Origin of the sequence: Exiguobacterium flavidum, assembly GCF_003344535.1 — a bacterium.
GTDB classification, from domain to species: domain Bacteria; phylum Bacillota; class Bacilli; order Exiguobacteriales; family Exiguobacteriaceae; genus Exiguobacterium_A; species Exiguobacterium_A flavidum.
In genome coordinates, this window is sequence record NZ_QPKS01000014.1 from 48,028 (window position 1) to 73,156 (window position 25,129).

Sequence of the window (25,129 nt, forward strand, 5' to 3'; positions counted from 1 at the left end):
TCGCTTTTTTAGAATACTTTTGTCGTCCACGATTCGCAGTTCCACTTGTCCGTCACGAGACCCTCGTAGAATTCAGGTTCGTGTGAGATGAGGAGGATCGTGCCTTTATATTCCTGAAGCGCGCGCTTCAGCTCCGCTTTCGCGTCGACGTCAAGGTGGTTCGTCGGCTCATCGAGTACGAGGATGTTCGATTCCGTGTTCATCAGCTTGCAGAGACGGACTTTCGCCTTCTCGCCACCGCTGAGCACCTCGATCTTCGATTCGATGTGCTTCGTCATCAAGCCGCATTTCGCGAGCATCGCCCGGACCTGCTGCTGGTTGAGTGACGGGAACGTGTTCCAGATCTCCTCGATGCAGGTGTTCGAGTTCTTCTCCTTGATCTCCTGTTCGAAATAGCCGATGTGGAGGTTCTCTCCGCGCTCGACCGTCCCTGAGACGGCAGGAATCTCACCGAGCAGGCTCTTCAGGAGCGTCGACTTCCCGATGCCGTTCGCACCGTAGAGGGCGATCTTCTGTCCGCGTTCGATCGTCAGGTTGAGCGGACGCGAGAGCGGCTCGTCGTAACCGATGACGAGGTCCTTCGCCTCGAACATCAGCTTGCTCGGCGTACGGGCCGTCAGGAAATTGAATTCCGGCTTCGGACGTTCCTGCGCGAGTTCGATGATGTCCATCTTGTCGAGCTTCTTCTGACGTGACATCGCCATGTTGCGCGTCGAGACGCGCGCCTTGTTGCGGGCGACGAAGTCCTTCAGCTCCGAAATCTCCTGCTGCTGACGCTTGAAGGCGGACTCGAGCTGCTTCTTCTTCGCCTCATGGACGGACAGGAAGTTCTCGTAGTCGCCGACGTAGCGATTCAGTCCCTGGTTCTCCATGTGGTAGATCAGGTTGATGACGCTGTTGAGGAACGGGATGTCGTGCGAGATGAGGATGAAGGCATTCTCATATTCCTGCAGATAGCGTTTCAGCCACTCGATGTGCTGGACGTCGAGGTAGTTGGTCGGCTCATCGAGCAGCAGGATGTCCGGCTTCTCGAGCAACAGCTTCGCGAGCAGGATCTTCGTCCGCTGTCCGCCGCTCAGGTCCTGGACGTCGCGATCGAGTCCGATCTCGTCGAGTCCGAGACCGCGGGCGATCTCCTCGACCTTCGCATCGATCGTATAGAAGTCGTTGTTCGACAGGATGTCCTGGAGGACGCCGACTTCTTCGAGCATCTGCTCGATTTCTTCCGGTGTCGCCTCGCCCATCTTGCCGTAGAGGTCGTTGATCTCCTGTTCGATGTCGAACAGGTATTGGAATGCGCCTTTAAGCGCGTCGCGAATCGTCAGGCCGCGCGCGAGGACCGCATGTTGATCGAGATAACCGACACGGACGTGCTTCGCCCATTCGACCTTCCCTTCGTCCGGTTCGAGCTGCGACGTGATGATGTTCATGAACGTCGATTTTCCTTCGCCGTTCGCCCCGACGAGACCGATGTGCTCGCCTTTGAGCAGGCGGAACGAGACGTCCTCGAAAATCGCGCGGTCGCCAAAGCCATGGCTCAAGTTCGTTACGGTTAAAATACTCATGATTTTCTCCCTTATCAAAAAAATCGAAGGAACCGGCTTATACGCCGGTCCGCTTCTTCTGGTTGTTCGCCTTCTTCGTCTGTTGGCTCGTCAGTTGTTTCGTCTGTGTCCCGTGAAGGCCAGTCGGACGTTTCGTCTGCGCCTGTTTCTTCGCTTTCAGACGTTCCATCATCGCTTCTTGAAGCGATAGTTTTTTTTCTTCTGCCATATGTGTTCACCTCGATCGGTAAGTTCTTATCCCTAGTATGCCAAAAAAGCGGGGAAATGAAAATGGACTGGACTCGATTCAGGAGACCTTCTTTCCCAGATAGACGACATAACAGTTGCGATCGATGTCGATTTCACAGCTGTCGCGCTCGTAAGTCTCCTGATCGAGCGAGATCATGTCCTTGACGAGATAGCGCATCGCCTGGACGTGATCCGGCACCGTCATCGTCTTCAGGAGCGGGTAGTCGTCCTTCCCTTGATAGGTCCGGAACTCGAGATGGATCTGATGGGGCGGGTAAACCTTCTCGTCCGGCTTGCGGACGTCGTCCGCGATGTATTCGACGATCAGTTGATCATACTCCCCGTTCATCTCATTCGACTTGAGGGCGTATTGCGCTCCTTGGATGACATGATACTCACAAAGCTGATGGGCGATGATCTCGTCGGCCTCGATCGCGAAGCGCGTGTACTGATAGATCGGTCTGAATTCGCCGTCCTGTTCCGCGTAATAGGCAAGTGACATAGTGAACGCTCCTTTCCTTGTTGACTTGAGCGTACCGAAAAAGTTGCCGTTCGAACAGAAACTTTTTCTCCGAAAAGGCGTATACTTAGAACATATAACGATTAATGGAGGGGAATGCAACGTGAGTTGGATGAAACAGGCGACATTAGCGGCGACGCTTCTCATCGGTACGACGCTCAGCGGTTGCGGTACGGATGATACGATGGCGGAACAGCCGAACGATCCGGATTGCGACGATTACGAATACGATAACGAGGAGGGAGTCTGGTACTGTGACGACGCGAGCGGTCCGCACTACGGCTTCTTCTACTGGGGCGGCACCTACTTCGCGTCACGGGCACTCATGCACAGCGCGATGAAGAAGAAAGGGTACACACCGGGTTCGAAGGAGACGATGCGTTACAACTCGAAGACGAAAGGGTTCGGTACGGGTTCCGGGACGGGATCGTCGAAAGGATTCTTCGGCGGATGACGCGTCGCGAGGCGCTGTATGGAGACATCGAGGGGTTTTGGGACATCCTCGAGGGGGAAGAATATGCTTTGACGGAAGTGATGGAGGTCTCCGAGGAGACCGTCCGCCGGATTCGCGAAGCGACCGGACGCGTCCAGCGCATATTCGAGAAGACGGCACCCGTCCTGCGGGACATGGACGATGCGGCGCTTCGTGAACTCGGATATCCGGAGGAGACGTTGCCGTTCCTTCGCCTTGAGACGATGCGGCCATTGACCGTGATCGGGCGGTACGACTTCATCGTCACGCCTGACCGGATCGCGCTGATGGAGTGGAACGCGGACACGCCGACCTTCATCAAGGAACTGTTCGTCGTCAATGACAGGATCGCTGCGAAGCGCGGATTTCTCGGCGTCAACACGGGCGAGGAGGAGTTGCTCGCTGCGAGTGTCAACAAGGCGATCGCGGCGTGCCGGCACCGGGTGCCTCACGAGGCACGAGTCGTCTTTACTTCTCACGGAGACCACATCGAGGACCGGTTGACGACGGAATACTTGCGCTCCTTCACACAGGCTTCCTATTGCCCGCTCGATCAGCTCGAACTGCGGGCGGGAGACGGGCTGTACGACGCGGAAGGACAACGGATCGACATACTCTACCGTCAGACGTTCCCGGTCGAGGTCATGCTGCTCGACCGCGGGGAGGCAGGGGAGAACATCGGTGCAGGGCTGCTCGAGCTTGTCGAGACCGGCCTGCTTGAGATCATCAATCCGCCGTCTGCCTTTCTCATGCAGGCGAAATCCGTACAAGCATTGATCTGGATGTTGCATGAGACACGTCATCCATATTTCGATGAAGAGGAACACGAGTGGATCGGCCGGTATTTCCTGCCGACCTACCTTGACGAGGAGGAGATTCGGCGTCTCGGTCGCCCGTACGTGCGCAAGCCGGTCTTCGGTCGGGAAGGTGACACGGTGACGATCCATGAGGCCGACGGTACGCTCCGGCTCGCCGAGCATCAGCAATCATTCCGCGACCAGGCGGCAGTCTATCAAAGTTACGTGGAGTTGCCTGTGACTCCAATCAAAGAGGGTCTCGCCTACATGTTCGGCTCGTTTTCACTCGGTGGGAAGCCGAGCGCGATCGGCGTACGTGCTGGCGAACGAATCACAGGCAACCGGTCGTATTTCTTGCCGATCGGGATCAAGGGGGAGGAATTCGGATGAAAGCGGCAATTTTAGGGGCGACAGGACTCGTCGGGCAGGAGCTCGTCGATCTTTTGCTCGCGAATGAGAATTATTCGGAGGTGCACGTCTTGGTGCGCCGGCCATACAACCGATTCCATCCGAAGCTCGAGGAGTGGGTCATCAATTTCGACGAGGTGAACGAAATCGAGTTGCCGAAAGTCGATCATGTCTACTGCGCGCTCGGTACGACGATCAAGCAGGCAGGTTCCCAGGAAGCATTTCGCAAAGTCGACTACACGTATCCGCTTGAAATCGGGCGTGAGCTTCAAGAACTCGGGGCGACACGCTTCGCGCTCGTCTCTGCGCTCGGTGCTCATCCGAACGCGAAGACGTTCTATAACCGGGTCAAGGGTGACGTCGAGAACGGGCTGCGCGTGATCGGTTTCGAATCACTGCTTCTGTTCCGTCCATCGCTTCTGCTTGGGGAACGTGACGAGTTCCGGCTCGGCGAACAGGCGGCGGCGCGCGTCTCGACGTTACTCCGTCCGATCATCCGCAAGAGTGCCTATGCGCCGATCGAGGCGCGGGACGTCGCGCGGGCGATGATCGAGCGGACGCTTGCCGCGACGCCGGGTGTGACGATCGTAGAATCAAAAGAGATGCGTCAGGACTGATCGGCTTTCGCCCGGCAGTCCTTTTTTCGATAGCCGGCGGGGCATTTGACGGATGAAACGTTTTGATGTTGAATAGTATAGTGCTGTCTCAAGAAAAAAAGAATTGAGACAATTCAGTCAGTAATGTAGCTTCCGTGGCCGCTTCGCTTGAGGTGCTTCCATGGAAGCGGGTGCTTGTCAAAAAGCATCCGTTCGACAGAAAGGGGTTACTACAATGGCCAAACAACCGCCATCGTTCGACCGGGAAAAGGTCTATGAGACCGTCCCGCAAACGGGCTTCTTCGGAAACCCGAAAGGCCTGTTCACATTGTTCTTCACGGAATTCTGGGAACGGTTCTCGTACTACGGGATGCGCGCCATCCTCATCTACTACATGTATTACTCAGTCTCAGAAGGTGGGCTCGGCTTCGAGAAATCGACAGCCGCGTCGATCATGGCCGTCTACGGTTCACTCGTCTACATGTCGGGTATCCTTGGGGGCTGGATCGCGGACCGTCTGCTCGGGACGTCCCGGACCGTCTTCTACGGAGGGATTCTCATCATGTTCGGGCACATCGTCCTCGCCCTTCCAGGCGGAGCGACCGCGCTCTTCATCTCGATGGGCCTCATCATCATCGGGACAGGGCTTCTGAAGCCGAACGTCTCGAACATCGTCGGTGACCTTTACAGCCGCACGGATGGCCGTCGCGATGCTGGATTCAGTATTTTCTACATGGGGATCAACATGGGGGCGTTCCTGTCCCCGCTCATCGTCGGTAAGGTGTCTGAAGGCGGAAACTTCCACCTCGGATTCGGTCTTGCGGCGATCGGGATGTTCCTCGGTCTTCTCGTGTTCGTGCTGACGAAGAAGAAGAACCTCGGTCAAGCCGGTGCCTACGTGCCGAACCCGCTGCTTCCGGAAGAGCGCAAGAAGGTGCTCGGACGGATCGCGATCGGAGTCGTCGTCGTGGCCGCGCTCGCATTCGTCTCGGCATCGATCGGTATCCTGACGTTGAACAGCTTCACGTTCCTCGTCAGTATCCTCGGTATCCTCTTGCCGATCGCCTACTTCGTCGTCATGTACAAGAGCCCGAAGGTCACGGAAGACGAGAAATCGCGTCTTCTCGCCTACATCCCGCTCTTCATCGCGGCGATGATCTTCTGGGCGATCCAGGAGCAGGGGGCTTACGTCCTGTCGATCTTCGCTGACGAACAGACGCGTCTGTCGCTGCTTGGATGGGAATTGAAGGCGGCTTACTTCCAGTCGGTCAACCCGCTCTTCATCATCGCGCTCGCTCCAGTGTTCGCGAGCTTCTGGGTACGCCTCGGCGACCACCAGCCGACGACGACACGCAAGTTCTCGTTCGGCCTGATCTTCGCAGGACTCTCGTTCATCGTCATGATGTTCCCGGGTCTCCTGTACGGTACGGATACGCTCGTCAGCCCGATGTGGCTCGTCGCGAGTTTCTTCCTCGTCGTCATCGGGGAGCTCTTCCTGTCGCCGGTCGGATTGTCTGCGACGACGAAGCTCGCGCCTGCTGCCTTCTCGGCACAGACGATGAGCCTCTGGTTCCTGACGAACGCCTCGGCGCAGGCGATCAACGCCCAAATCGTAAAATTCTACAACGATGCGAACCAAGTCATGTACTTCGGTGTCATCGGTGCAGTGGCGATCTTCTTCGGACTCGTCCTCTACCTGATCGCGCCACGGATGCAAAAATATATGCGCGGCGTGCGCTAAACGACAAATCCCGATCTCTTCCGGAAAGGAAGGATCGGGATTTTTTGCGTTCAATCATTCGTCCGGACGCGGCGCAACAGCTCCGCGAACAAGGCGACGAGCGTGCCGAGGACGAGACCGTTCGACATGAGCGTCGTCACGAGCGGCGGCAGGTCGCTCGTCGCGCCTTTTGGCAGGAGCAGCGCGCCGATGCCGACGAGAAGCGGGAGTCCGACGGTGATCGTCGCCGTCTTCCGGTTCAGGTCACGGCCCGATTCCGTCACGCCGATGATCGCCATGCCGGCGACGATCGGTGCGACCATCGCGTAGCCGACGGCGACAGGGATCTTCGCGATCAGCCCGATGAACGGGGTGAAGATGCTGAGGACGAGACTGATCGCGTTCGCGAGCAGGAACGGTTTGCGCTCCGTGTTGTCGGTCGAGGCGATGAAGCCTGCCGTGCCGGAGATCGCGACCGGTCCGACCGTCCCGAACAGACCGGCGAACATCTGCCCGATACCGGCAGAGACGCCGGCTGGACTGACCTTACCTTTGACACGCTGACCGTTCTTCGAATGGATGATCCGTTCGATGACCTTGATGTTCGCGAGGACGTTCGTCATCAACAGGAGCGAGATGACGAGAGCGGTCGGGAGCAGACTCCAATCGACGTGAATCGTCCCGAACGGCATCAGCTCAGGAAGCGTGAACCAGGAACCGTCCCATTCAGGGCGTTCGGCGCGTCCGATCAGGGCGAACATAGTCCACCCGGCGATCAGCGTGATGAGGAGCGCGTATTGACGCAAACGGTCGCTGCGTTCGAGGTAGAGGGCGATCAGGACGGTGACGACGGAAATGAGTGCAGGAAGCACCTGGATCCGGCCGTTCTCGATGTTCATGAGCCCCTTCATGACGGAACCTGACAACTGTGCCGAGAGCAGAAGCATGTAGACCCCGATGACTTGCGGGGTGAACAGCGGGATGAGCCGGCGCAGCACACCGGTCAGCGTCAGGATGATGCAGATGACCCCGCTGACGATGAGCAGGAAGCCGAGCGATTGAAGCGTGTTCGAATAGCTGCCGTAGAGCGTCACGCCAATCGATGCATAGAGGGCGAACACACCCCACCAGATGCCGGCTGGTCCTTCCATGATCGGCAAACGGTGTCCGAGGGCGGCCTGGACGATGCTGAGCAGGGCGAACAGGAAGAGCGAGCGGGACAGGAAGGCGAGCGTGTCCGCACCTGACAATTCGAACGAAGCGGCAATCGCGAGCGGCGGGGCGATGTTCGTACAGATGATGAATAAAAACCACTGGAGCGTGGCGAGGGCAGGTCGCGGCAAAAAGATTCTCCTTTCAAAAAAACAACAACTCCCTCCATCTTAGTACAAAGAAGGAGAGAGTGACAATCGCTTTAGCGAAATGAAGCGTCAGTCGGTGCGCCTGCTGCCGATGATGAGCAGGATGATGCCGACGACCAGGAAGAGCGGGAGGAAGAGATTTTGCGTGAAAGGTTCGAGCGGCGGAAACTGCGGATACTCGCCCGTTCCGACGAGGGCGGTCCAGTGAATATGGGCGACGATGCGTTCGAGCGAGTAGAGGATGCCGCCTGCGATCAGGAAGAGGATCCCCATGTAGAGGAAATGGATGCGTTTCATAGGAACTGCACCGTCGCAATCAGTACGGACAGCAGCATGGTACCGGTCGTGATGCTCGCAAAGAGCCGGGATTCGCGTGTATCCGTGATTTTTTCGAACATCAACTCACACCCCCTTGTGATTTCTCCAGTACCAGATTATTCCTTTTTCGACGCGGTGAATCCTGCCTGTCCCAGGAATATTCAAAGATAATGTTTGACGTCCTGGAGCGTCGGCAAGGCGGCCATCGCTCCTTTGACCGACGTCGCGAGGCCGCCCGAGATGGCTGCGAACCGTCCGATGTCCTTCAGCGTCGCCTCGTCCCAGTCGAAGCTGAAGTTCCTCGCCGCGCACTGATAGAGCAGCCCGGACATGAAGGCGTCTCCGGCGCCGGTCGTATCGATCGCGTCGACTGAAATGGCTTCGACCTCTGCCGTCGCATGGCGCGTATAGAGCCGTGCGCCCTCCTTGCCGCGCGTGACGGCGAGCAGTTTGACCGGATAGGTTTCGAGCAGTGCTTGCGCTGCGCGCTCGATGTCCGGCTCACTCGTCAGGAACTCGAGCTCCTCCTCCGCGAGCTTGACGATCGAAGCATCCGGCAGGACGGAACGGATTGTGTGCTTCGCCGTCTCGAGGTCCGGCCAGAGCGCTTCACGCAAGTTCGGGTCGTATGCGACCGGGACATCGTTCTTCTTCGCGACCGCGATCGCGCGCCGCGTCGCGGCGACGGTGTCGCCCGAGATGAGCGAGATCGAGCCGACATGGAGCAGATCGGCCTGTGCGAGCGCCTCTTCCGGCACGTCGCTCTCCTGATAGCACATGTCGGCCCGTTTGTCGTTGATGAACTCGAAGGAGCGTTCGCCGTGATCCGCGTTCGTCACGAGGACGAGCCCCGTCTTCGTCTCCTTGCTGCGTCCCATGTAGTCTGTCTTCACGCCGTAGTGGTGCAACGTATCGATCAGGAAGGCACCCATCGTATCGTCGCCGACCGTCCCGAGGAAGTAGCTGTCCGCACCGAGCCGGGCGAGGCCGACGGCGACGTTCGCCGGCGCACCGCCGGGGTTCTTCTGGAAGGTCGTGTTCGACGGATCGACTGGGATCAGATCGATCAGCGCCTCCCCTAAGCTGAAAATTTTCATGTGAATTCCTCCGTTCGCAAGTATAGTATCCATACTTCGCTTCTCCTTCACCGATTCCCTTTCTTGCTGCCGGCTAGTCCGCCAAACGAAAAAAGAGACCGGTCCTGAACGGGCATGATGCCGTCAGGGACAGTCTCGAATATTCAGCGCGAAACGTTGATGTCGACCTCGACTCCGAAATGGTCGGAGACGACCGGGCCGAGGATGCCGTCGAAGACGACGCCGACGCGCTCGACGTCGACTTTCCGGTTCGACAGGACGAGATCGATACGCAATCCCTTCTGGTTCTCTTCCCAGCCGTCGATCTTCCCCTGGATCGTCTCGACCCCGACGGTCTCCTCTGCGAGCAGGAACGCATCGTGCAGGCCGCGATGCATCATGTAGTCATAGCCGCCGTCGCGCTCGAGCGCGTCGTTGTTGAAGTCGCCCATGAAGAACGTCCATTCGAGCGGGTCCATCCGTGCCATCAGATTGTTGAACTGCTCGTCGAACGGTTCCACTTCGTCCTGCCACCAGCCGAGGTGGCACGAGTTGAAGGTGACGTGGGTCCCGTCGACGTCGATCGTCGCGCGGACGATTTTGCGCGATTTCCAGTCCATCGTGTCGTGGCTGCGGCTGACGTAGTAGGCATCCCATTTCAGGACCGGGTGCTTCGTCAGGATGGCTGCGCCTTCCTCGTAGACATCGAACCCGATATGGGCGAAGTCCCAGACGAACGCATATGTCTTGCCGAGGCGGGCGAGCGACTGTTGCAGGAGATAGGCGAAATTGTCGTCGCGGATGTTCCCGTCGATGATCGGCGTCTCCATCAGTTGGCTGACTTCCTGGAGACAGACGACGTCGTAGTCGCGGTTCGCGATATGTGAAGCGATCTGCTCGATTTTCTCAAGTTGGTCTTCTTCCTGCCAGGCGTGGCAGTTCAGTGTCAGTAATCTCATCGGAGTTCCTCCTGGACGAATTGAAATTAGGAAAGGTGGAGTCCCGGATGACCGGAAACTCCACCTTTTGTCTTTACCCGAAAAATACGGTTTATGCGCCCATATGGTCTTGGATATCGGATTTCAACGTATCCGCCTTCGGACCATAGATGGCTTGCACGCCGCGGTTCTTCAGGATGAGACCGAGCGCGCCGTTTTGTTTCCATTCCTTCTCGCCGGCGACGAGGGATGGGTCCTTGACCGTGACGCGCAGACGCGTCATGCATGCGTCGACATCCTCGATGTTCGCCTGGCCACCAAGGAGACCGATGATGCGCGCAGCTTGCGAGCCGTCATCCGCCTTGCCGGCCGCTGCCTCTGCAGGACCTTCGACAGCGACGTCGTCGAGGTAGTTACCGTTACGGCCCGGTGTCGCATAGTTGAACTTCTTGATCACGAAACGGAACGTGAAGAGGTTCAAGAAGAAGAAGAACACACAGACGCCGATGAAACGGATCAAGTCACCGAGCAGTCCGGCTTTCGCGATGAGCGGGATCCGGGTCAACAGTTCGATCGCGCCGAACGCGTGGATCCGGAGGTGCATCACGTCAGCGAGCGCGAACGCGACACCTGTCATGATCGCGTAGACGACGTAAAGAACAGGAGCGACGAACATGAACATGAACTCGATCGGCTCAGTCACACCAGTCAGGAAGACGGCAAGACCTGCAGACAGGAAGACCGGCTTGTATGCCTTCTTCTTATCCGCATCGACTGACATGTACATCGCGACAGCAGCACCGATGAGTGAAGCGAGCGACGTGACGACCTGGCCTTCCTTGAAACGGGCCGGGACGACCGAGTTGAGCAAATCATTGTAGCCTTGCGTGTTACCGGATGCCTTCAAGTTGACGAGGTCCGTCACCCAAGCGAGCCAGAGCGGGTCTTGACCTGCGACCGTCGAGCCGGCTGAGCCGCCTGTCAGGATTTTATACGTGCCGCCGAGCTCCGTGTAGTTCATCGGGACTGTCAGCATGTGATGCAGACCGAACGGCAGGAGCAGACGCTCGAGCGTACCGTAGACGAACGGTGCGATGATCGGCGCAGAATCACGCGAAGAGGCGATCCAGCGGCCGAAGTCGTTGAGCAGACCTTGTACGAACGGCCAGAGAAGCGAGAGTGCGAACGCCGCGACGACAGAACCTGCGATGACGACGAACGGTACGAAACGTTTCCCGTTGAAGAACGCGAGTGCGTTCGGGAGCTTGCTGTAGTTATAGTACTTGTTGAAGAGGACCGCTCCGAGGAAACCGGAGATGATCCCGACGAACACGCCCATGTTGAGCGCAGGAGCGCCGAGGACGGACGTGAAGTAGTCCTTGACGACGAGCTCGGAACCGAGCAGCGACTGGACGGTCGCTTCCGGGTCAGCCAGCATCGCGCCGTTGACGCCGAAGATGGCACCAGTAACGCGGTTGATCAGGATGAATGCGAGAAGCGCTGCGAATGCGCCGCCTGCACGTTCCTTCGCCCACGAGCCACCGATCGCGACAGCGAAGAGCACGTGGAGGTTGACGATGATCGCCCACCCTAGATCCTCAATGATCCGGGCAATCGTTTGCATTAAGACGAGGTCGCCCCCGTACATCCCGATCAGCTTGCCGACCGAGATCATGATTCCGGCAGCCGGCATGACTGCGATGACTACCATCAACGCTTTGCCGAGTTTTTGCCAGAAATCGAATGAAATCATCTGTTTCATGTCAATCTTCACTCCTCTATGTATTTATTGGTGTATTAGTGCAATTTTTGTAAACGTTTCATGCAACCGCTTGCACTTCAAATTGTAAGCGATTCCGTTTGAAAAATCCAGTCTTTCTAGAAATTTTTTTTGAGATGGTTGAAGGAGAAAAGATGGTGGATTTTTCGGAAATCGGGTAAATGACTAAGGTGAACGTACAGCACCGTCTGTCGAAAGAAGAGAAGGGAAGGAAATCATATGAGCCAGGAGCTTGTGCCGATCGCCATGTACGGGGAACGGATTCGGCGTTTGAGGGAACGCCAGGGAATGGACGCGGTGAAGCTTGCGGAACTGACGGATTCGACGCCCCAGATGATCGAGCGGATCGAGCGGAGCCTGGCCCATCCCTCCCTCTCGATGATCGAACGGCTGGCAGAGGCGCTCGCCGTGCCGACGGACCATCTGTTGCGCCACATCTGGCCGGCCGAGGCGATCCGCCGGATGACGGGCGGGGTCCAGGACGCGACGCCGAGCTGACAAGGAAATGCGGATATACGAAAAAAAGCTATGCCCGTCGCCGGTGCATAGCTTTTGATGTGGGAAAATCAACGGTTGTCGATCGTCTCCGGATAGAGGTCATGGTTGAAGAGGCGGTGTTCCGCCATCTGTTCGTACTTCGTCCCCGGCTTCCCATAGTTGTAGTATGGATCGATCGAGATGCCGCCGCGGGGCGTGAACTTGCCCCACACCTCGAGGTAGCGAGGTTTCATCAGCTCGACGAGGTCCTTTCCAATGACGTTGATGCAGTTCTCATGGAAGTCCCCATGGTTGCGGAAGCTGAACAGGTAGAGCTTGAGCGACTTCGATTCGACGAGCAGCTCGTCCGGGATGTACGAGATATAGATCGTCGCGAAGTCCGGCTGGTTCGTGATCGGGCAGAGGCTCGTGAACTCCGGCGCGTTGAACTTGACGAAGTAGTCGTTCTCCGGGTGACGGTTCGGGAATGCTTCGAGCACCTCCGGTTGGTATTCAAAAATATAAGGAACGGCCTTCTGGCCGAGCAATGACAGGTCTTTCAAGTCTTCTGGTCGCATCGTTATTCTCCTTTGTTAGACGCCGCGGTCGTTCGCATAGACGAGGGCGTGAAGTTGTGGCAGGACGCGGGCATGGTTGAAGCGCGGATCACGCGCGACGCGGTCCCACAGTCCTTTCAAATCAGACAGCATCCGGGGGGCGATGACGCCCGTCTCGGCCGGGTCCGGATTGCCGAGCGAGAGATAGAGTGTCTTCAGCTCATATCGCTCGGAGATGGCCGCTGCGAAGTCGAGGTCGGTCTCGTTGAAGATGACGACCTTGACGGCGCGCTGCGCCTCGGGCAGGCGTTTGAAGAAGACGTCGAGCCGGTCGAAGTCGGTCTTCATCGTCGAAGATGGCGGTTTCGGGCTGATCGTGACGTCGTCGATGTCGAACAGCCAATCCTGCCAGTAGGTCCCTTGCGTCTCGACCGACATCGAGATGCCGCGCGCCTTCAAGCGTTCGACGAGTTCGCCGATCGAGGCGTGCAGGAGCGGATTCCCTCCTGAGATGGTGACGTGACCGTACGAGCCGAGCGCGTCGAGCCGTTCGATGATCGTCTCTGCCGTCAGGAGTTCAGGTTTCTCGGAGCCGTCCCACGTGAAGGCGGAGTCGCACCAGGTGCACGAATAATCGCAGCCGCCGGTCCGGACGAACATCGTCTTTTGACCGATCGACCGTCCTTCTCCTTGGAAGGTCGGTCCGAATATCTCGAGGACCGGGATCTTCGGTGTCTTTTTCAGCATCATGCCTGCTCCATCCACTCACGGCGGACTTCGGCGAAGGCGGTCGGCGTCTCATAGAGCTTGACGAACTCGACGCGCAAGCCCCGCTCGTCCGGCAAATGTTTCCCGAGCGTCTCGAAGATCCAGGCGCTCATGTTCTCGGCCGTCGTGTTCATATATGGAAGTGATTCGTTCAGGTAGCGGTGGTCGAGCTGCGGCTCGAGGTGCTCCTTGAAGATCTTCTTCAGGTCGCCGAAGTCGAGCGTCATCCCCCGGTTATCGAGGAATCCGCTGATGCCGAGGTCGACGTGATACGTATGGCCATGAAGCGCACGGCATTTGCCGTCGTAGTCATACAGATGGTGAGCGGCGTCGAACGTCAGCTTCTTGACGATCATGACGCGTGATTTCGTATAGATGAGCGAGTCGCCTGTCGGGCGCTCGACGGTTTCAGGTGCTTCATAGTTGAATTTCATGCGTGTGTCTCCTCCTTGAGATAAGCGTCCAGTCCATTTTTGCGCAGTTCGCAGGCCGGGCAATCGCCGCAGCCGTCCCCGATGACACCGTTGTAGCATGTCAGCGTCCGTTCGCGCACGAAATCGAACGCTCCGAGTGAATCGGCGAGCGCCCAGGTCTCTTTCTTGTCGAGCCACATGAGCGGCGTATGGATGACGAACGGGTAGTCCATCGCAAGGGAGAGGGTGACGTTCAAGGATTTGATGAAGGAATCACGGCAATCCGGGTACCCTGAAAAATCCGTCTCGCAGACGCCTGTGATGATGTGGCGGATGCCGCGTCCTTTAGCCAGGACGGCGGCGAACGAGAGGAACAGGTGGTTTCTGCCGTCGACGAACGTCGAAGGAAGACCGTCTTCATTCGTCGTGATGTCTTGCGTGTGGTCAGTGAGCGCGTTAGACGTCAACTGACTGAGCAGGGAGAGATCGAGCTCGTGGTGTTTGACACCGAGCTCTTGCGCGATGCCGCGTGCGACCTCAAGTTCCTCTGCATGCCGCTGTCCATAGTTGAAAGTGACGACTTCCACTTCCTTGAACGATGCGAGCGCTTGGAACAAGCAGGTCGTCGAGTCTTGGCCGCCGCTGAAGACGACTAAGGCACGTTCGTTTTTCATGATTACACTTCCATTCCTAGTTTTTGTGACGGAGGAGGTTACGAACTCCGGAGGCTTGGCCTCAACTACTCACACTAGCAGAACGTACGAAAAAAGTCGAGGAACTCCGAGGGGCGCTTCCAAGCGGAAGGGACACCCCGGGCCTCGACTTTTCTTATACATCAGAGCTACATCAGAGCGGATAGTGATAATAACGTTCATTGACGAGCAGGTCACGCAGGTGAGGGTCCTCCTCGATCGCTTTCAGGAGACCGCCGGTTTGAGAGGCATGCGCCTCGAGAGCGGCGATCTTACGGTCCGTATAGGCGCTGACATCGTTGACGACGTGCGCCGGTCCGAGGTCATCCCGTGTGTTATTCGCAAAGGCGACAGCAAGGAATTCAGGACGTTCCTCTGCATCGATCGAGCGCAGGGAGCGCACGACGGCACGGGCAGTCGCCTCGTGATCCGGGTGGACGGCGTATCCCGGATAGAACGAGATGACACGGGACGGTCGAAGTTCGCGGATCAGATCGCGGAATCTTCCCGCGAGAAGCGCCTCATCCTCGAATTCGACGGTCTTATCGCGCAGACCCCACAACTGGAGGTCCTCGATCATCATCCGCTTCGCGGCCTCGATCATCTCCTGCTTCCGGATATGCGGGAGCTCCTCCCGGTTCGTAAAGATCGGACGACCCATGTTGCGGCCCATCTCGCCGAGCGTCAGGCAGACATATGTGACCGGACCCTTCGTCTCGGCATGTTGCATGATCGTGCCGGCAGAGCTGAACGCCTCATCGTCCGGGTGAGGGAAGATGACGAGTAATCTTTCGTTTTCCATCTTACTCCACCTCCTGTGCGCCTTGCGCGAACGGTGCCGGGCTGAGCTCGAAGGCGATCGCGAGACGGCCTTCGAGATCGTGGCCTGCGATCAACAACTGCTCCCCTGCGAACTCATAATCCGTCAGCCCTTCGCCGTACAGCCATCCATGGTCGAGCTTGAGGCCGATCCGGTACGGACCGACGCCTGTGATGACGCCGCGCTCGTACGTGATGACGGCATTGCGTAGAAACATCCCAGCGTTGTGGAAGGACGGGTCACGGTGGGTCGCATAGGCGCCGTTCGTCGTCTCGACGTGGATATAGAGCGGTTTTCCTGCATGGTCATCGATATATGATTGGATGACCGGGATTTCGATCGGTTGCATCAAAAAAACTCCTTTCGACTTACAAAAAAGCCCGTGGTCGCACGGGCTTCGTTTCATTCATGAATCAAGAGTTGACGGTACGGTGCGCCGAGTGGTCGGTCGGACCGACATATTCGTTCAATTTGAACGAGTTGCGGATCGCAGCCGTGATGAACTTCTTCGCGCTGCGGACTGCGTCTTCGACAGAAGCGCCCTTCGCGAGCTCTGCTGTGATCGCGGACGAATATGTGCAGCCTGCGCCGTGCGTGTAAGGCGTGTCGATCCGCTCGTCCTCGATCAGGATGAACTCGTTGCCGTCATAGAGGACGTCGACGGCCGTCGTGCCCTCGATCTTGCTGCCGCCCTTGACGAGGACGTACTGCGCACCTTTCTCGTGGATGCGTGCGGCAGCCAGTTTCATCTCATCGAGGTTCGTTGGCGTCTTGCCGAGCTCAGACAGCTGACCCGCCTCGAACACGTTCGGTGTGATGACTGTCGCAAGAGGTGCGAGGAGGTCGCGAAGCGCGATCGCCGTATCCGGATTCAGCACCTCGTCAGCGCCTTTACACACCATGACCGGATCGATGACGACGTTCTTGACGCCCGAAGCCTTGATCTTTGAAGCGATCGTCTCGATGATCTCGACCGTCGGCAGCATGCCTGTCTTCATCGCGTCGACGCCGATGCCATCGAGTACCGTGTCGATCTGCTTGCCGACGAGTTCAGCCTCGATCGGGAAGACGGCATGGTGCCAAGCGTTAGCCGGATCCTGTGCGACGATGACCGTCAATGCGTTCATACCATAGACACCGAGCTCTTGGAATGTCTTCAGGTCGGCCTGGATACCTGCGCCACCGCTCGTGTCCGAACCTGCGATCGTCAATGCTTTACGTTTTGTCATGTTTTTTCCCCCTCATGCGAAAGTCAAGCTATGTCGTTATCATAGCGAATAATCGGATGGGCGACAACTGATGTAGCTTGCCGGTCCTAAAACAAAAGTCCTGCCACAAAGGGCAGGACGGATGGATCACTTGATGAAGAGAAGTGCGAGGATCGTGTAGAGAAGTGCTGCGATCGCCATCGAGATCGGGAGCGTGATGACCCAAGTGATGAGCATGCGCTGAGCAGTTCCCCATTTGACACCTTTCTTACGATGCGATGCACCGACACCGAGGATCGCAGACGAGATGACGTGCGTCGTCGATACCGGCAAGTGGATCGCCGTCGCGCCGAAGATGATGGCAGCAGACGTAAGGTCGGCCGCGACACCGTTGACAGGACGGATCTTCATGATCTGGTTACCGACCGTCTTGATGATCCGCCAGCCGCCGACAGAAGTTCCGAGACCCATCGCGAGCGCACAGGAGAACTTGACCCATGTCGCGACTTCGTGGTCCGTCTGATAACCGGAGGAAATCAAGGCGAGTGTGATGATACCCATCGCTTTTTGCGCGTCGTTCGTACCGTGCGTATATGACTGCAGTGCCGCCGTCGCGATCTGGACGGTACGGAACTGGCGGTTCGTCTTCGCAAGGTTACCTTTCTTGAAGACGATCTTGAAGATCGCGTACAGAAGGAAACCGACCGTGAAGGCGAGGATCGGCGAAATCAGGAGCGCCTGAATGATTTTCAGGAACCCTTTCGTCTCGATTCCGTTGAAGCCGACTGAAGCGATGGCTGCACCGGCGATCGAACCGATAAGTGTGTGTGAAGAACTTGAAGGGATACCGTAGTACCACGTAAGTAAGTTCCAGAAGATCGCGGACAGAAGTGCCGCGATGACGACATAGTTCCCGTATTCGAGCGTCGATGGATCGACGATGTCGCCGGAAATAGTTTTAGCTACGCCAGTGAACGTGATTGCCCCTAAAAAGTTCATCGTCGCCGCCAGGATGATGGCATGGCGAGGTTTCAAAGCACGGGTCGACACCGAAGTCGCAATCGAGTTCGCTGTATCGTGGAAACCGTTGATGAAATCGAAGGCAAGCGCGAGAATCACGATCAGGGCTGTGATGATTAACAAGCTATCCATATCGTTAGCTCCTCACTTATGCGTTTTTCATGATGATCGTCTCGATGACGTTCGCTGCATCTTGGCAGTAGTCGGCAATCGATTCGAGCGATTCATAGATTTCTTTGTATTGAATGATTTTGATCGGGTCCGTCTCAGTCGCGAAGAGCGCCTTAATCGATTTACGGCGAAGGTCGTCGCAGATCGTCTCTTGTTCCTTCACTTTGATGACGTGCTCACGCATCGCTGGAAGTTTGCGTTGAACGAGAAGGTTCATCGAAAGAGCGAGTTCGTTCACTGCGATGTGGATCTCGTCGACGAATTTGACCATCATGTCGTCAGCTTGGACGATGTTATAGATTTCAAAGATCGCTGAGCATTCCTCGAAGCCGTCAAGGACGTCATCAAGCGAGTTCGCGAGAGCGAGCAAGTCTTCACGGTCGATCGGCGTGATGAATGCGTTGTTGAGGTCGATGATGAGCTGATGCATCATGCGGTCTCCAGCAGTCTCGTATTCTTTTACTTTATGTGCAAATTCTTTTACGTCCGCGATGCCGTTGATTTTGAAATCGACGAAAAACTGCGAAGTCGTTTGCAAGTGTGCTGCGATTTCCGAAAGTCTTACCGCGAATGGATCTTGTTTTTTGCTGAACATTTTTTCTGCCTCCATATAAGAACAAAAATAGAATCGTGAATCTGCTTCACGAAATCGATTGTAGCAGAGCGATTTCTAAAATGATATTTAATTTCGCGCATTTACAAAATCTTAATAAAAGAAGATTGCCCTTTTTACATTCATCGTTAATGTATTAATTCAGATGAAGAATTAATTGGGATGTCGTGTATTTTCGTGTTTTTAGAATGAAAGGTCGGGTTGGCGGGAAAGAAGGAGTGGAGGGGTCGAACTCCGAATAGTAGGAAGAGGGATGGGGACTGCCCATCCAAAGAAGGTCAGAGGAGGAAGTCGTTTATGCTCGTTCAAAGCTTATGTATTCCAAAACATCAAGTCATCACCGTCTCCGAGAAGGCGACGCTTCGAGAGGCGCTCGATACGCTCGAGAAGACTGGCTACCGCTGTGTTCCCGTGCTCGACGAGAGTGGAAAGACATTCAAAGGAAACATCTATAAGATGCATATCTATCGTCACGGGATGAACGGGGGCAGCCTGGACGACAACGTCATGAGCCTGATTAAGAATACCTCGAAGTTCATCTATGAGTCGAGCAACTTTTTCGAAGTTTTCTTCTCGATCAAGGAACTTCCATATATTGCGGTGCTGAACGACCATGGACAGTTCTATGGGATTTTGCCGCACGGGAAGATGCTCGGGATGCTCGAAGAGGCGTGGAACCGCGACTCGGGAAGTTATGTCTTGACGATCGCGCTCAGCGAGCAAAAGGGTGCGCTCGAGAAGATCGCGAAGATCGTCAACAAGTATTCTACGGTCGCAAGCCTGATGACGCTCGACGCGAAGAGCAGCGTCATGCGCCGTGTGCTGGTGACGTTGCCGACGGATTGTGATCTGGAGACGAAGAACAAAATCGTCGAGAAGCTGAATCAGAAAGGGCTTCGTGTCGTCGACGTGGAGGATTTGGCGATCAGAGTATGATAGGATGACGAAAAGGACCAGTGCTGGTCCTTTTTCTGATGGAGGGTGATGGAATGAACATATTGATGGCAGGCGCTGGAGCGATGAGCGAAGCAATCGTGAAGGGTTGGATTTCTTCCGGACTCGAGGCATCGATCACGATGACGAACCGGTCTGACCGTGAACGGTTGTCCTTCCTCCGGGAGGCTTACGGCGTGCGCACGGTCGAGACGGAAGACGTGTCTGAATACGACGTCGTGGTCCTCGCGATGCAGCCGGAAGGCGTGTTGTCCTATCTCGAGGAACGTCGCTGGGATCGCCAGCTCGTCATCTCGGTCGCGGCACATATCGCACCGGAGCAAATCGAAGCGATCACGGGCGGAGGTGCGGTTGCTGCGATGCCGAATACGCCGGTCTCGCTGCGGTCAGGGATGACAGGACTGTGGTACGGGCGGAACATCACGATGGAGCAACGAACGCTCGTCAACGACCTCTTTCTGTTGCTCGGAGAGACCGTCGAGACGGACGAGCGGACGATGCCGGCCTTCATGGCTGCGGCCGGATGCAGTCCCGCTTTCTTCTATGAAATAGTCGACGCGATGGTCCCTGTGCTTGACGGATTCGATGAACTGACGGCGCGGCGCATCATCGCCCAGGCGATGAAGGGGGCGAGTGAGATTCTGCTCCGTGACGAGCGGAGCGTCTCGGAACTGATTGACGACGTCGCGGCAGCGGGTGGTCCGACTGATCGGGGGTTGCAGATCCTGAAGGAAAAAGGGCTCGCGGCAATCATGGAAAGTGCCCTGCGCGAGAGCGCGAAATGATCACATACTGTAGCATGTCCGCGCCTTCGCGCCGGGCATGCTTTTTTTGCTGTTCGATGTTTCACGTGAAACCGCTCTTTTTGCTTGTCCTGCAGCTTTTCATTTCGTATAGTGAAAATAGAAAACCGTCCAGACGGTATAGAAAGGTCGGAGGGAATGAAGAAATCGGAGGTGACGCGCGGCAGGATCATCGAAGCGACGATGGTCACGTTGCAGGAGAAGGGCATCCAGGCGTTGACTCTCGAGGAGGTTGCACGCCGGGCCGAGGTCTCGAAGGGTGGACTGCTCTATCATTTCAAATCGAAGGAAGATCTGCTCAAGGGAACGATTCTTGCGCAGAAGGAGCAAGACCGTCTTCGCTACGAAGCCCTGCTCGAACAAGGAATGGGGAAGCTCGAGGCGTTCGTCGTCATCTTCGAGGAACTCCATGCGTCGCGCATCAAAGGAAAGTCGCCACTTGATCCGGAGACGCTCCTGTTCCTGCTGACGCTGTTCGACGCGGACGATGCGTTCGCCTCAGACATCAAGGAGCAGATGAAGCTGTACTTCGAGGAGATCTGCGATTCGGTCGACCCGGTCGAGTCGATGATCATCCGATACGCGCTTGACGGATTCATGATGTCGCAACATTTCGGCTTGCCGATTCTTGACGCCGCGCAGCAAGGGCAGTTCATGGATCGCCTGAAGGAACGGGCAAGAAAGATCGATCAAGAAACAGAACAAGGGAAGAGGTAAGGGATCATGGATAAAATCATTCGTTTTTCAGTGAACAACAAGTTCGCGCTGTGGCTCATGACGCTCATCATCACCGTCGCCGGAATCTACGCGGGAACGACGATGAAGCTCGAGACGCTACCGGACATCACGACACCGACCGTCTCGGTGACGACGATCTACCCGGGCGCGACGCCCGAGCAGGTGCTTGAGGACGTCAGCCGGGAACTTGAGAGCAAAGTCGAGAACTTGGCTGGGGTCGAAGCAGTTCGTTCGTCTTCCTTCCAGAATGCGTCGAACCTGCAGATCGACTACGATTTCAGCACGGACATGGAGGATGCGGAAGCGAAAGTGGCGGAAGCCCTCGCAGGCGTCGAATTGCCGGAAGGCGTTCAGGAGCCGCAAGTCTCACGGATCTCGTTCGATGCCTTTCCGGTCATCGGGATCGCCGTGTCGGACGAGGAACTCTCGCTGTCTGAACTGACGAAAGTCATCGAAGACGACCTGCAACCGGAACTTGAAGGGCTCGAAGGCGTCCAGACGGTCCAAATCGCGGGGCAAGAGATTCGCCGCGTCGAGATCACATTCGACGACGCGAAGTTGAAGCGGTACGGGTTGACGGAAGAAAACGTCAAGCAGCTCATCCAGGCGAACGATACACGCCTCGCGCTCGGTCTCTATGAGATCGGGTCGACGGAGCAGGCCATCGTCATGGACGGGAAGGCCGAGACGGTAGCTGAGCTGAAGAAGCTCCGCCTTCCATACACGCCTCAAACGCAAAGTGAGCCAAGTGCGCAAGTGCCTGCAGGAGTCCCTGCAGCACCTGCGACAGAGCAAGTCCCTGCGACCCCGGCAACACAAACGCCGGTCGCCGCGAAGGTCCCGACGGTTACGCTCGATGAGGTTGCGAAAATCGAGGACAAAGGAATCGAGGAGTCGATCTCGCGCTCGAACGGGGAACGCTCGATCGGCATCCAGGTCACGAAAGCGCAGGATGCTAACACGGTCGACGTCGTCAACGGCGTCAAGGATGCGCTCAAGTCCTTTGAGAAAGAGAACGAGGGCTCAGCCGTCTCGATCACACTCGATCAAGGCAAGCCGATCGAGGAATCTGTCTCGACGATGATCAGCAAGGCGCTGATCGGTGCGTTGTTCGCGATCATCATCATCCTGCTCTTCCTGCGAAACGTCCGCTCGACGATCATCGCGGTCATCTCGATCCCGCTGTCGCTCGTCATGGCGATCCTCGTCTTGAAGCAGCTCGACATCTCGCTCAACATCATGACGCTCGGCGCGATGACGGTCGCGATCGGTCGGGTCGTCGACGACTCGATCGTCGTCATCGAGAACATCTACCGCCGCTTGACGAATCCGGAAGAAAGGTTGAAGGGCAAGGAACTGATCATCGCGGCGACGCGCGAAGTATTCGTCCCAATCGCTTCCTCGACCGTCGTCACGATCGCGGTCTTCCTACCGCTCGGCTTCGTCACGGGATTCGTCGGGGAGCTGTTCCTGCCTTTCGCGCTGACAGTCGTCTTCGCCTTGTTCGCGTCGCTTCTCGTCGCGGTCACGGTCGTCCCGATGTTCGCTGATTCGCTCTTCCGCCGCGGGAAATCACTCAAACCGGAAACGGAGGGCGGAAAGCTCGCGAACTGGTACCGCGGTATCCTGAACTGGTCGCTCAATCACAAGCTCGTCGTGTTCGGACTTGCGGTCGTCCTGTTGATCGGAAGCTTCGCACTCGTCCCTGCGATCGGTGTCAACTTCCTCAACCAGGAGTCGGAAAAGACGCTTTATGTCACGTACGATCCGGAACCGGGACAGACGCTCGATGATTCGCTCGCTGCTGCCGAGAAGGCGGAAGCCTACTTCGACGGACAGGACGACATTGATAATCTTCAGTTCACGGTCGGCGGGGAGAACCCGATGAACCCGGGGAACACGAAGCAGGGTGTCTTCATCGTCGCCTATGATCCGGATACGGAGAACTTCGCTGACGTCAAACAGTCCGCGATCAAAGAACTCAATGAACAGATCTCGACAGGTGAATGGAAGGAACAGGACTTCAGCGGCGGCGCTGCGACGTCCGGTGTGTCCTATTCGATCTATGCCAATTCGATCGAAGAGCTTGAGACGATGGCTCCGAAGTTCGTCGAAGCGATCGAAGGGGAATCGAAATACGTCCGCAAGGTCACGACAGACCTGAAGGATTCCTACAAGCAGTACACGTTCCGCGTCGATCAGGAAGAGGCGGCCGCTTCGGGCGTCTCGACAGCGCAGCTCGCGCAGGCGATCGCGAATTTCCAAGGGGAGGAGAAGCCGCTGACGACGGTCAAGGTCGACGGCAAGGAAATCGATGTCGTCATTCCGAAGGAACAGAAGACCTATGATGCCATCTCTGATCTCGAGGAGACGGATATCGTGACGCCCCTCGGCGTGCGGAAATTGTCCGATTTCGTCTCGGTCGAGACGGGGACGACGCCTGATACGCTCAAGGAGCGTGACGGCAAGCTCGTTTCGACGGTGACGGCCGAGCTGAAGACCGACAAGGCGACGGAGGCGTCGCAGGCGATCGAGAAAGCAGTCAAAAAAATCGAACTGCCGACAGGGGTTTCGTATGACCAGGGCGGTGTGACGGAGCAGATCCAGGAATCGTTCACACAGCTCGGGCTTGCGATGGCTGCTGCGGTCGCGATCGTCTATCTCGTCCTCGTCGTGACGTTCGGTGGTGCGCTTACACCGTTCGTCATCCTGTTCTCGCTGCCGTTCGCGATCATCGGCGGTTTGCTCGCCCTACTGATCACGGGTGAGACGATTTCAGTCTCATCTCTGATCGGGGCACTCATGCTGATCGGGATCGTCGTCACGAACGCGATCGTCCTGATCGACCGCGTCATCCACAAGGAGCGGGAAGGACTCTCGACACGCGAGGCGCTGCTCGAAGCGGCGGTGACACGTCTTCGTCCGATTCTGATGACGGCACTCGCGACGATCGGCGCACTGGCGCCACTTGCCCTCGGACTCGAAGGTGGAGCCCTGATTTCGAAGGGACTCGGTGTCACGGTGATCGGAGGATTGACGAGTTCGACCCTCTTGACCCTCCTGATCGTGCCGATCGTCTATGAATTCTTCGCGCGTTTCCGCAAAAAGAAGTCAATGGATTGAGTCACAGGACGCTGAAGAAATCGCATGAAGACTTTTGGAGTGGCTTGAAATAGCCATTCCAAAGGTCTTTTTTTGATTGTTACAGAGTGATTACAAAAAAGAAGTCTGCGTTAATCAACTGTAATGTTTTATCAAGATAGAAGGTAGTAGAATGAAAACAGAAATTATCTGACAATTCAACGACTTACATATAAGCGTCACGTTGCATACTAAACACTACATATCAAAAGGAGAATGAATTCCATGAAGGCATCGTTTTTCGCACGTCTACTTACAGCGGCAACCATCTTGTTCAGCGGTTTCACATTCGCGCCGACGGCAACGGAAGCGGCATCAAAGAGCAAGGTTCTCGTCTCGGCTGACATCCTGAACGTTCGTTCGACTTCGAGCGTCAAAGGAAAGAAACTTGGGCAGTTGTCACTCGGTCAAGCCGTGGCGGTAGAAGCGAAAACTGCGAATGGCTGGTACAAGGTCCGCTATGAAGGGAAGACGGGCTACATTCTCAGTACATATACGAAGCCTTACCGCTTGAAGACGAAAGGCCTGACGAAGGCGGGCGCAAGCATCGTCGCAGTCGCTGAAGGCCTGAAGGGACGCCCTTACGTCTACGGTTCGACCGGAGCTTACGGCTTCGACTGTTCAGGTTTGACTTCCTACGTCTATAAGGCGCTCGGCAAGAAGCTTCCGCGTACGGCGGCAGCGCAGTACGCAGCGACGTCGCGTACTGCGCCGCAAGCAGGAGATCTCGTCTTCTTCAGCTTCGGAGGCGGCATCCAACACGTCGGAATCGCAGTCGACGGATCAACGATGATCAACGCGAACTCATACTACGGGAAAGTAATGAAGGAAAGTTTCCGTTCAGGGTACTGGGGTTCGAAATATGTCGGAGCAGGAGCGCTCTGACGAAGACGAAGAAGGCAGGGGTGGATCCTGAACTGAACCAAAAAAGTTAGACAATGAATGATTCGTCAGGCGACCTTGAGGACCTGAGTC

At 56.5% G+C, this 25,129-nt stretch carries 27 protein-coding genes; 10 read left to right on the forward strand and 17 right to left on the reverse strand.

What is annotated here, in order from left to right:
* Nucleotides 1-8: 8 nt before the first annotated feature.
* The 3 genes from DFG60_RS12500 to DFG60_RS12505 all read right to left on the reverse strand — a co-directional run bounded on the left by DFG60_RS12500 (nt 9) and on the right by DFG60_RS12505 (nt 2,295).
* On the reverse strand, nt 9-1,565 hold the full coding sequence (locus tag DFG60_RS12500; protein WP_114572117.1) for an ABC-F family ATP-binding cassette domain-containing protein: 1,557 nt from the start codon (nt 1,563-1,565) through the stop codon (nt 9-11).
* A 37-nt stretch (nt 1,566-1,602) separates the two neighbouring features.
* Complete coding sequence (locus tag DFG60_RS13755; protein WP_198661598.1) at nt 1,603-1,773, reverse strand: hypothetical protein; 171 nt, start codon at nt 1,771-1,773, stop codon at nt 1,603-1,605.
* Nucleotides 1,774-1,851: 78 nt separating this feature from the next.
* The gene (locus DFG60_RS12505; RefSeq protein WP_114572118.1) at nt 1,852-2,295 is read right to left on the reverse strand and encodes a hypothetical protein; all 444 of its coding nucleotides are present in this window, start codon (nt 2,293-2,295) and stop codon (nt 1,852-1,854) included.
* A 130-nt stretch (nt 2,296-2,425) separates the two neighbouring features.
* On the opposite strand from DFG60_RS12505, the gene DFG60_RS12510 reads away from it, so the two are divergent.
* From DFG60_RS12510 to DFG60_RS12525, 4 genes are all read left to right on the forward strand, one after another.
* Nucleotides 2,426-2,767 (forward strand): hypothetical protein, encoded by a 342-nt coding sequence (locus tag DFG60_RS12510; RefSeq protein WP_114572139.1) that lies wholly within the window; start codon nt 2,426-2,428, stop codon nt 2,765-2,767.
* Entirely contained in the window at nt 2,764-3,972 is a 1,209-nt protein-coding gene (locus DFG60_RS12515; RefSeq protein ID WP_114572119.1) for a glutathionylspermidine synthase family protein, read from the forward strand. Before DFG60_RS12510 ends, DFG60_RS12515 begins: the two co-directional genes overlap by 4 nt.
* Nucleotides 3,969-4,607: an NAD-dependent epimerase/dehydratase family protein gene (locus DFG60_RS12520; protein WP_114572120.1), complete on the forward strand. Its 639-nt coding sequence runs from the start codon at nt 3,969-3,971 to the stop codon at nt 4,605-4,607. The genes DFG60_RS12515 and DFG60_RS12520 overlap by 4 nt, the downstream gene beginning before the upstream one ends.
* Before the next feature lie 214 nt (nt 4,608-4,821).
* A complete protein-coding gene (locus DFG60_RS12525; RefSeq protein ID WP_114572121.1) occupies nt 4,822-6,327 on the forward strand; it encodes a peptide MFS transporter in 1,506 nt (501 codons plus the stop codon).
* Nucleotides 6,328-6,377: 50 nt separating this feature from the next.
* Here the strand turns inward: DFG60_RS12525 and DFG60_RS12530 are convergent, their stop codons facing one another.
* From DFG60_RS12530 to DFG60_RS12550, 5 genes are all read right to left on the reverse strand, one after another.
* Nucleotides 6,378-7,649 (reverse strand): purine/pyrimidine permease, encoded by a 1,272-nt coding sequence (locus DFG60_RS12530; protein WP_114572122.1) that lies wholly within the window; start codon nt 7,647-7,649, stop codon nt 6,378-6,380.
* An 87-nt stretch (nt 7,650-7,736) separates the two neighbouring features.
* Entirely contained in the window at nt 7,737-7,964 is a 228-nt protein-coding gene (locus DFG60_RS12535) for a hypothetical protein (protein WP_114572123.1), read from the reverse strand.
* 182 nt (nt 7,965-8,146) lie between these two features.
* Nucleotides 8,147-9,115 carry a carbohydrate kinase family protein gene (locus DFG60_RS12540; RefSeq protein ID WP_408608668.1) on the reverse strand — a complete coding sequence of 323 codons (969 nt, stop codon included), beginning with the start codon at nt 9,113-9,115 and terminating at the stop codon, nt 8,147-8,149.
* Between the two features lie 110 nt (nt 9,116-9,225).
* Nucleotides 9,226-10,020: an endonuclease/exonuclease/phosphatase family protein gene (locus tag DFG60_RS12545; RefSeq protein WP_114572124.1), complete on the reverse strand. Its 795-nt coding sequence runs from the start codon at nt 10,018-10,020 to the stop codon at nt 9,226-9,228.
* Between the two features lie 91 nt (nt 10,021-10,111).
* A complete protein-coding gene (locus DFG60_RS12550; protein ID WP_114572125.1) occupies nt 10,112-11,761 on the reverse strand; it encodes a PTS transporter subunit IIBC in 1,650 nt (549 codons plus the stop codon).
* 237 nt (nt 11,762-11,998) lie between these two features.
* On the opposite strand from DFG60_RS12550, the gene DFG60_RS12555 reads away from it, so the two are divergent.
* Nucleotides 11,999-12,277, forward strand: a complete 279-nt coding sequence (locus tag DFG60_RS12555; protein WP_114572126.1) for a helix-turn-helix domain-containing protein — start codon at nt 11,999-12,001, stop codon at nt 12,275-12,277.
* Nucleotides 12,278-12,345: 68 nt separating this feature from the next.
* Here DFG60_RS12555 and queF read toward each other — a convergent pair whose 3' ends face one another.
* The 9 genes from queF to DFG60_RS12595 all read right to left on the reverse strand — a co-directional run bounded on the left by queF (nt 12,346) and on the right by DFG60_RS12595 (nt 18,500).
* Nucleotides 12,346-12,834: a preQ(1) synthase gene (gene queF, locus DFG60_RS13760; RefSeq protein WP_198661599.1), complete on the reverse strand. Its 489-nt coding sequence runs from the start codon at nt 12,832-12,834 to the stop codon at nt 12,346-12,348.
* A 15-nt stretch (nt 12,835-12,849) separates the two neighbouring features.
* Nucleotides 12,850-13,563 (reverse strand): 7-carboxy-7-deazaguanine synthase QueE, encoded by a 714-nt coding sequence (gene queE, locus DFG60_RS13765; RefSeq protein ID WP_232818713.1) that lies wholly within the window; start codon nt 13,561-13,563, stop codon nt 12,850-12,852.
* Nucleotides 13,560-14,015 carry a 6-carboxytetrahydropterin synthase QueD gene (gene queD / locus DFG60_RS12565; RefSeq protein WP_114572127.1) on the reverse strand — a complete coding sequence of 152 codons (456 nt, stop codon included), beginning with the start codon at nt 14,013-14,015 and terminating at the stop codon, nt 13,560-13,562. Before queD ends, queE begins: the two co-directional genes overlap by 4 nt.
* Nucleotides 14,012-14,668, reverse strand: a complete 657-nt coding sequence (queC, locus tag DFG60_RS12570; protein WP_114572128.1) for a 7-cyano-7-deazaguanine synthase QueC — start codon at nt 14,666-14,668, stop codon at nt 14,012-14,014. Before queC ends, queD begins: the two co-directional genes overlap by 4 nt.
* 172 nt (nt 14,669-14,840) lie before the next feature.
* Nucleotides 14,841-15,488, reverse strand: coding sequence for a bacillithiol biosynthesis deacetylase BshB2 (gene bshB2 / locus DFG60_RS12575; RefSeq protein ID WP_114572129.1), 648 nt, complete (start codon nt 15,486-15,488; stop codon nt 14,841-14,843).
* Nucleotide 15,489: 1 nt separating this feature from the next.
* Nucleotides 15,490-15,855 carry a YojF family protein gene (locus DFG60_RS12580; RefSeq protein ID WP_114572130.1) on the reverse strand — a complete coding sequence of 122 codons (366 nt, stop codon included), beginning with the start codon at nt 15,853-15,855 and terminating at the stop codon, nt 15,490-15,492.
* Between the two features lie 64 nt (nt 15,856-15,919).
* On the reverse strand, nt 15,920-16,735 hold the full coding sequence (locus DFG60_RS12585; RefSeq protein ID WP_114572131.1) for a bifunctional hydroxymethylpyrimidine kinase/phosphomethylpyrimidine kinase: 816 nt from the start codon (nt 16,733-16,735) through the stop codon (nt 15,920-15,922).
* 126 nt (nt 16,736-16,861) lie between these two features.
* Nucleotides 16,862-17,866 (reverse strand): inorganic phosphate transporter, encoded by a 1,005-nt coding sequence (locus DFG60_RS12590; RefSeq protein ID WP_114572132.1) that lies wholly within the window; start codon nt 17,864-17,866, stop codon nt 16,862-16,864.
* Between the two features lie 16 nt (nt 17,867-17,882).
* Nucleotides 17,883-18,500 carry a DUF47 domain-containing protein gene (locus DFG60_RS12595; protein WP_114572133.1) on the reverse strand — a complete coding sequence of 206 codons (618 nt, stop codon included), beginning with the start codon at nt 18,498-18,500 and terminating at the stop codon, nt 17,883-17,885.
* A gap of 315 nt (nt 18,501-18,815) precedes the next feature.
* Between DFG60_RS12595 and cbpA the strand changes: the two genes are divergently transcribed.
* From cbpA to DFG60_RS12620, 5 genes are all read left to right on the forward strand, one after another.
* Nucleotides 18,816-19,454 (forward strand): cyclic di-AMP binding protein CbpA, encoded by a 639-nt coding sequence (gene cbpA / locus DFG60_RS12600; RefSeq protein ID WP_114572134.1) that lies wholly within the window; start codon nt 18,816-18,818, stop codon nt 19,452-19,454.
* 53 nt (nt 19,455-19,507) lie between these two features.
* A complete protein-coding gene (locus tag DFG60_RS12605) occupies nt 19,508-20,257 on the forward strand; it encodes a pyrroline-5-carboxylate reductase family protein (protein WP_114572135.1) in 750 nt (249 codons plus the stop codon).
* Between the two features lie 156 nt (nt 20,258-20,413).
* A complete protein-coding gene (locus tag DFG60_RS12610; RefSeq protein WP_114572136.1) occupies nt 20,414-20,992 on the forward strand; it encodes a TetR/AcrR family transcriptional regulator in 579 nt (192 codons plus the stop codon).
* A gap of 6 nt (nt 20,993-20,998) precedes the next feature.
* Nucleotides 20,999-24,136 (forward strand): efflux RND transporter permease subunit, encoded by a 3,138-nt coding sequence (locus tag DFG60_RS12615; protein WP_114572137.1) that lies wholly within the window; start codon nt 20,999-21,001, stop codon nt 24,134-24,136.
* A gap of 243 nt (nt 24,137-24,379) precedes the next feature.
* Nucleotides 24,380-25,039: a C40 family peptidase gene (locus tag DFG60_RS12620; protein ID WP_198661601.1), complete on the forward strand. Its 660-nt coding sequence runs from the start codon at nt 24,380-24,382 to the stop codon at nt 25,037-25,039.
* Nucleotides 25,040-25,129 lie beyond the last annotated feature (90 nt).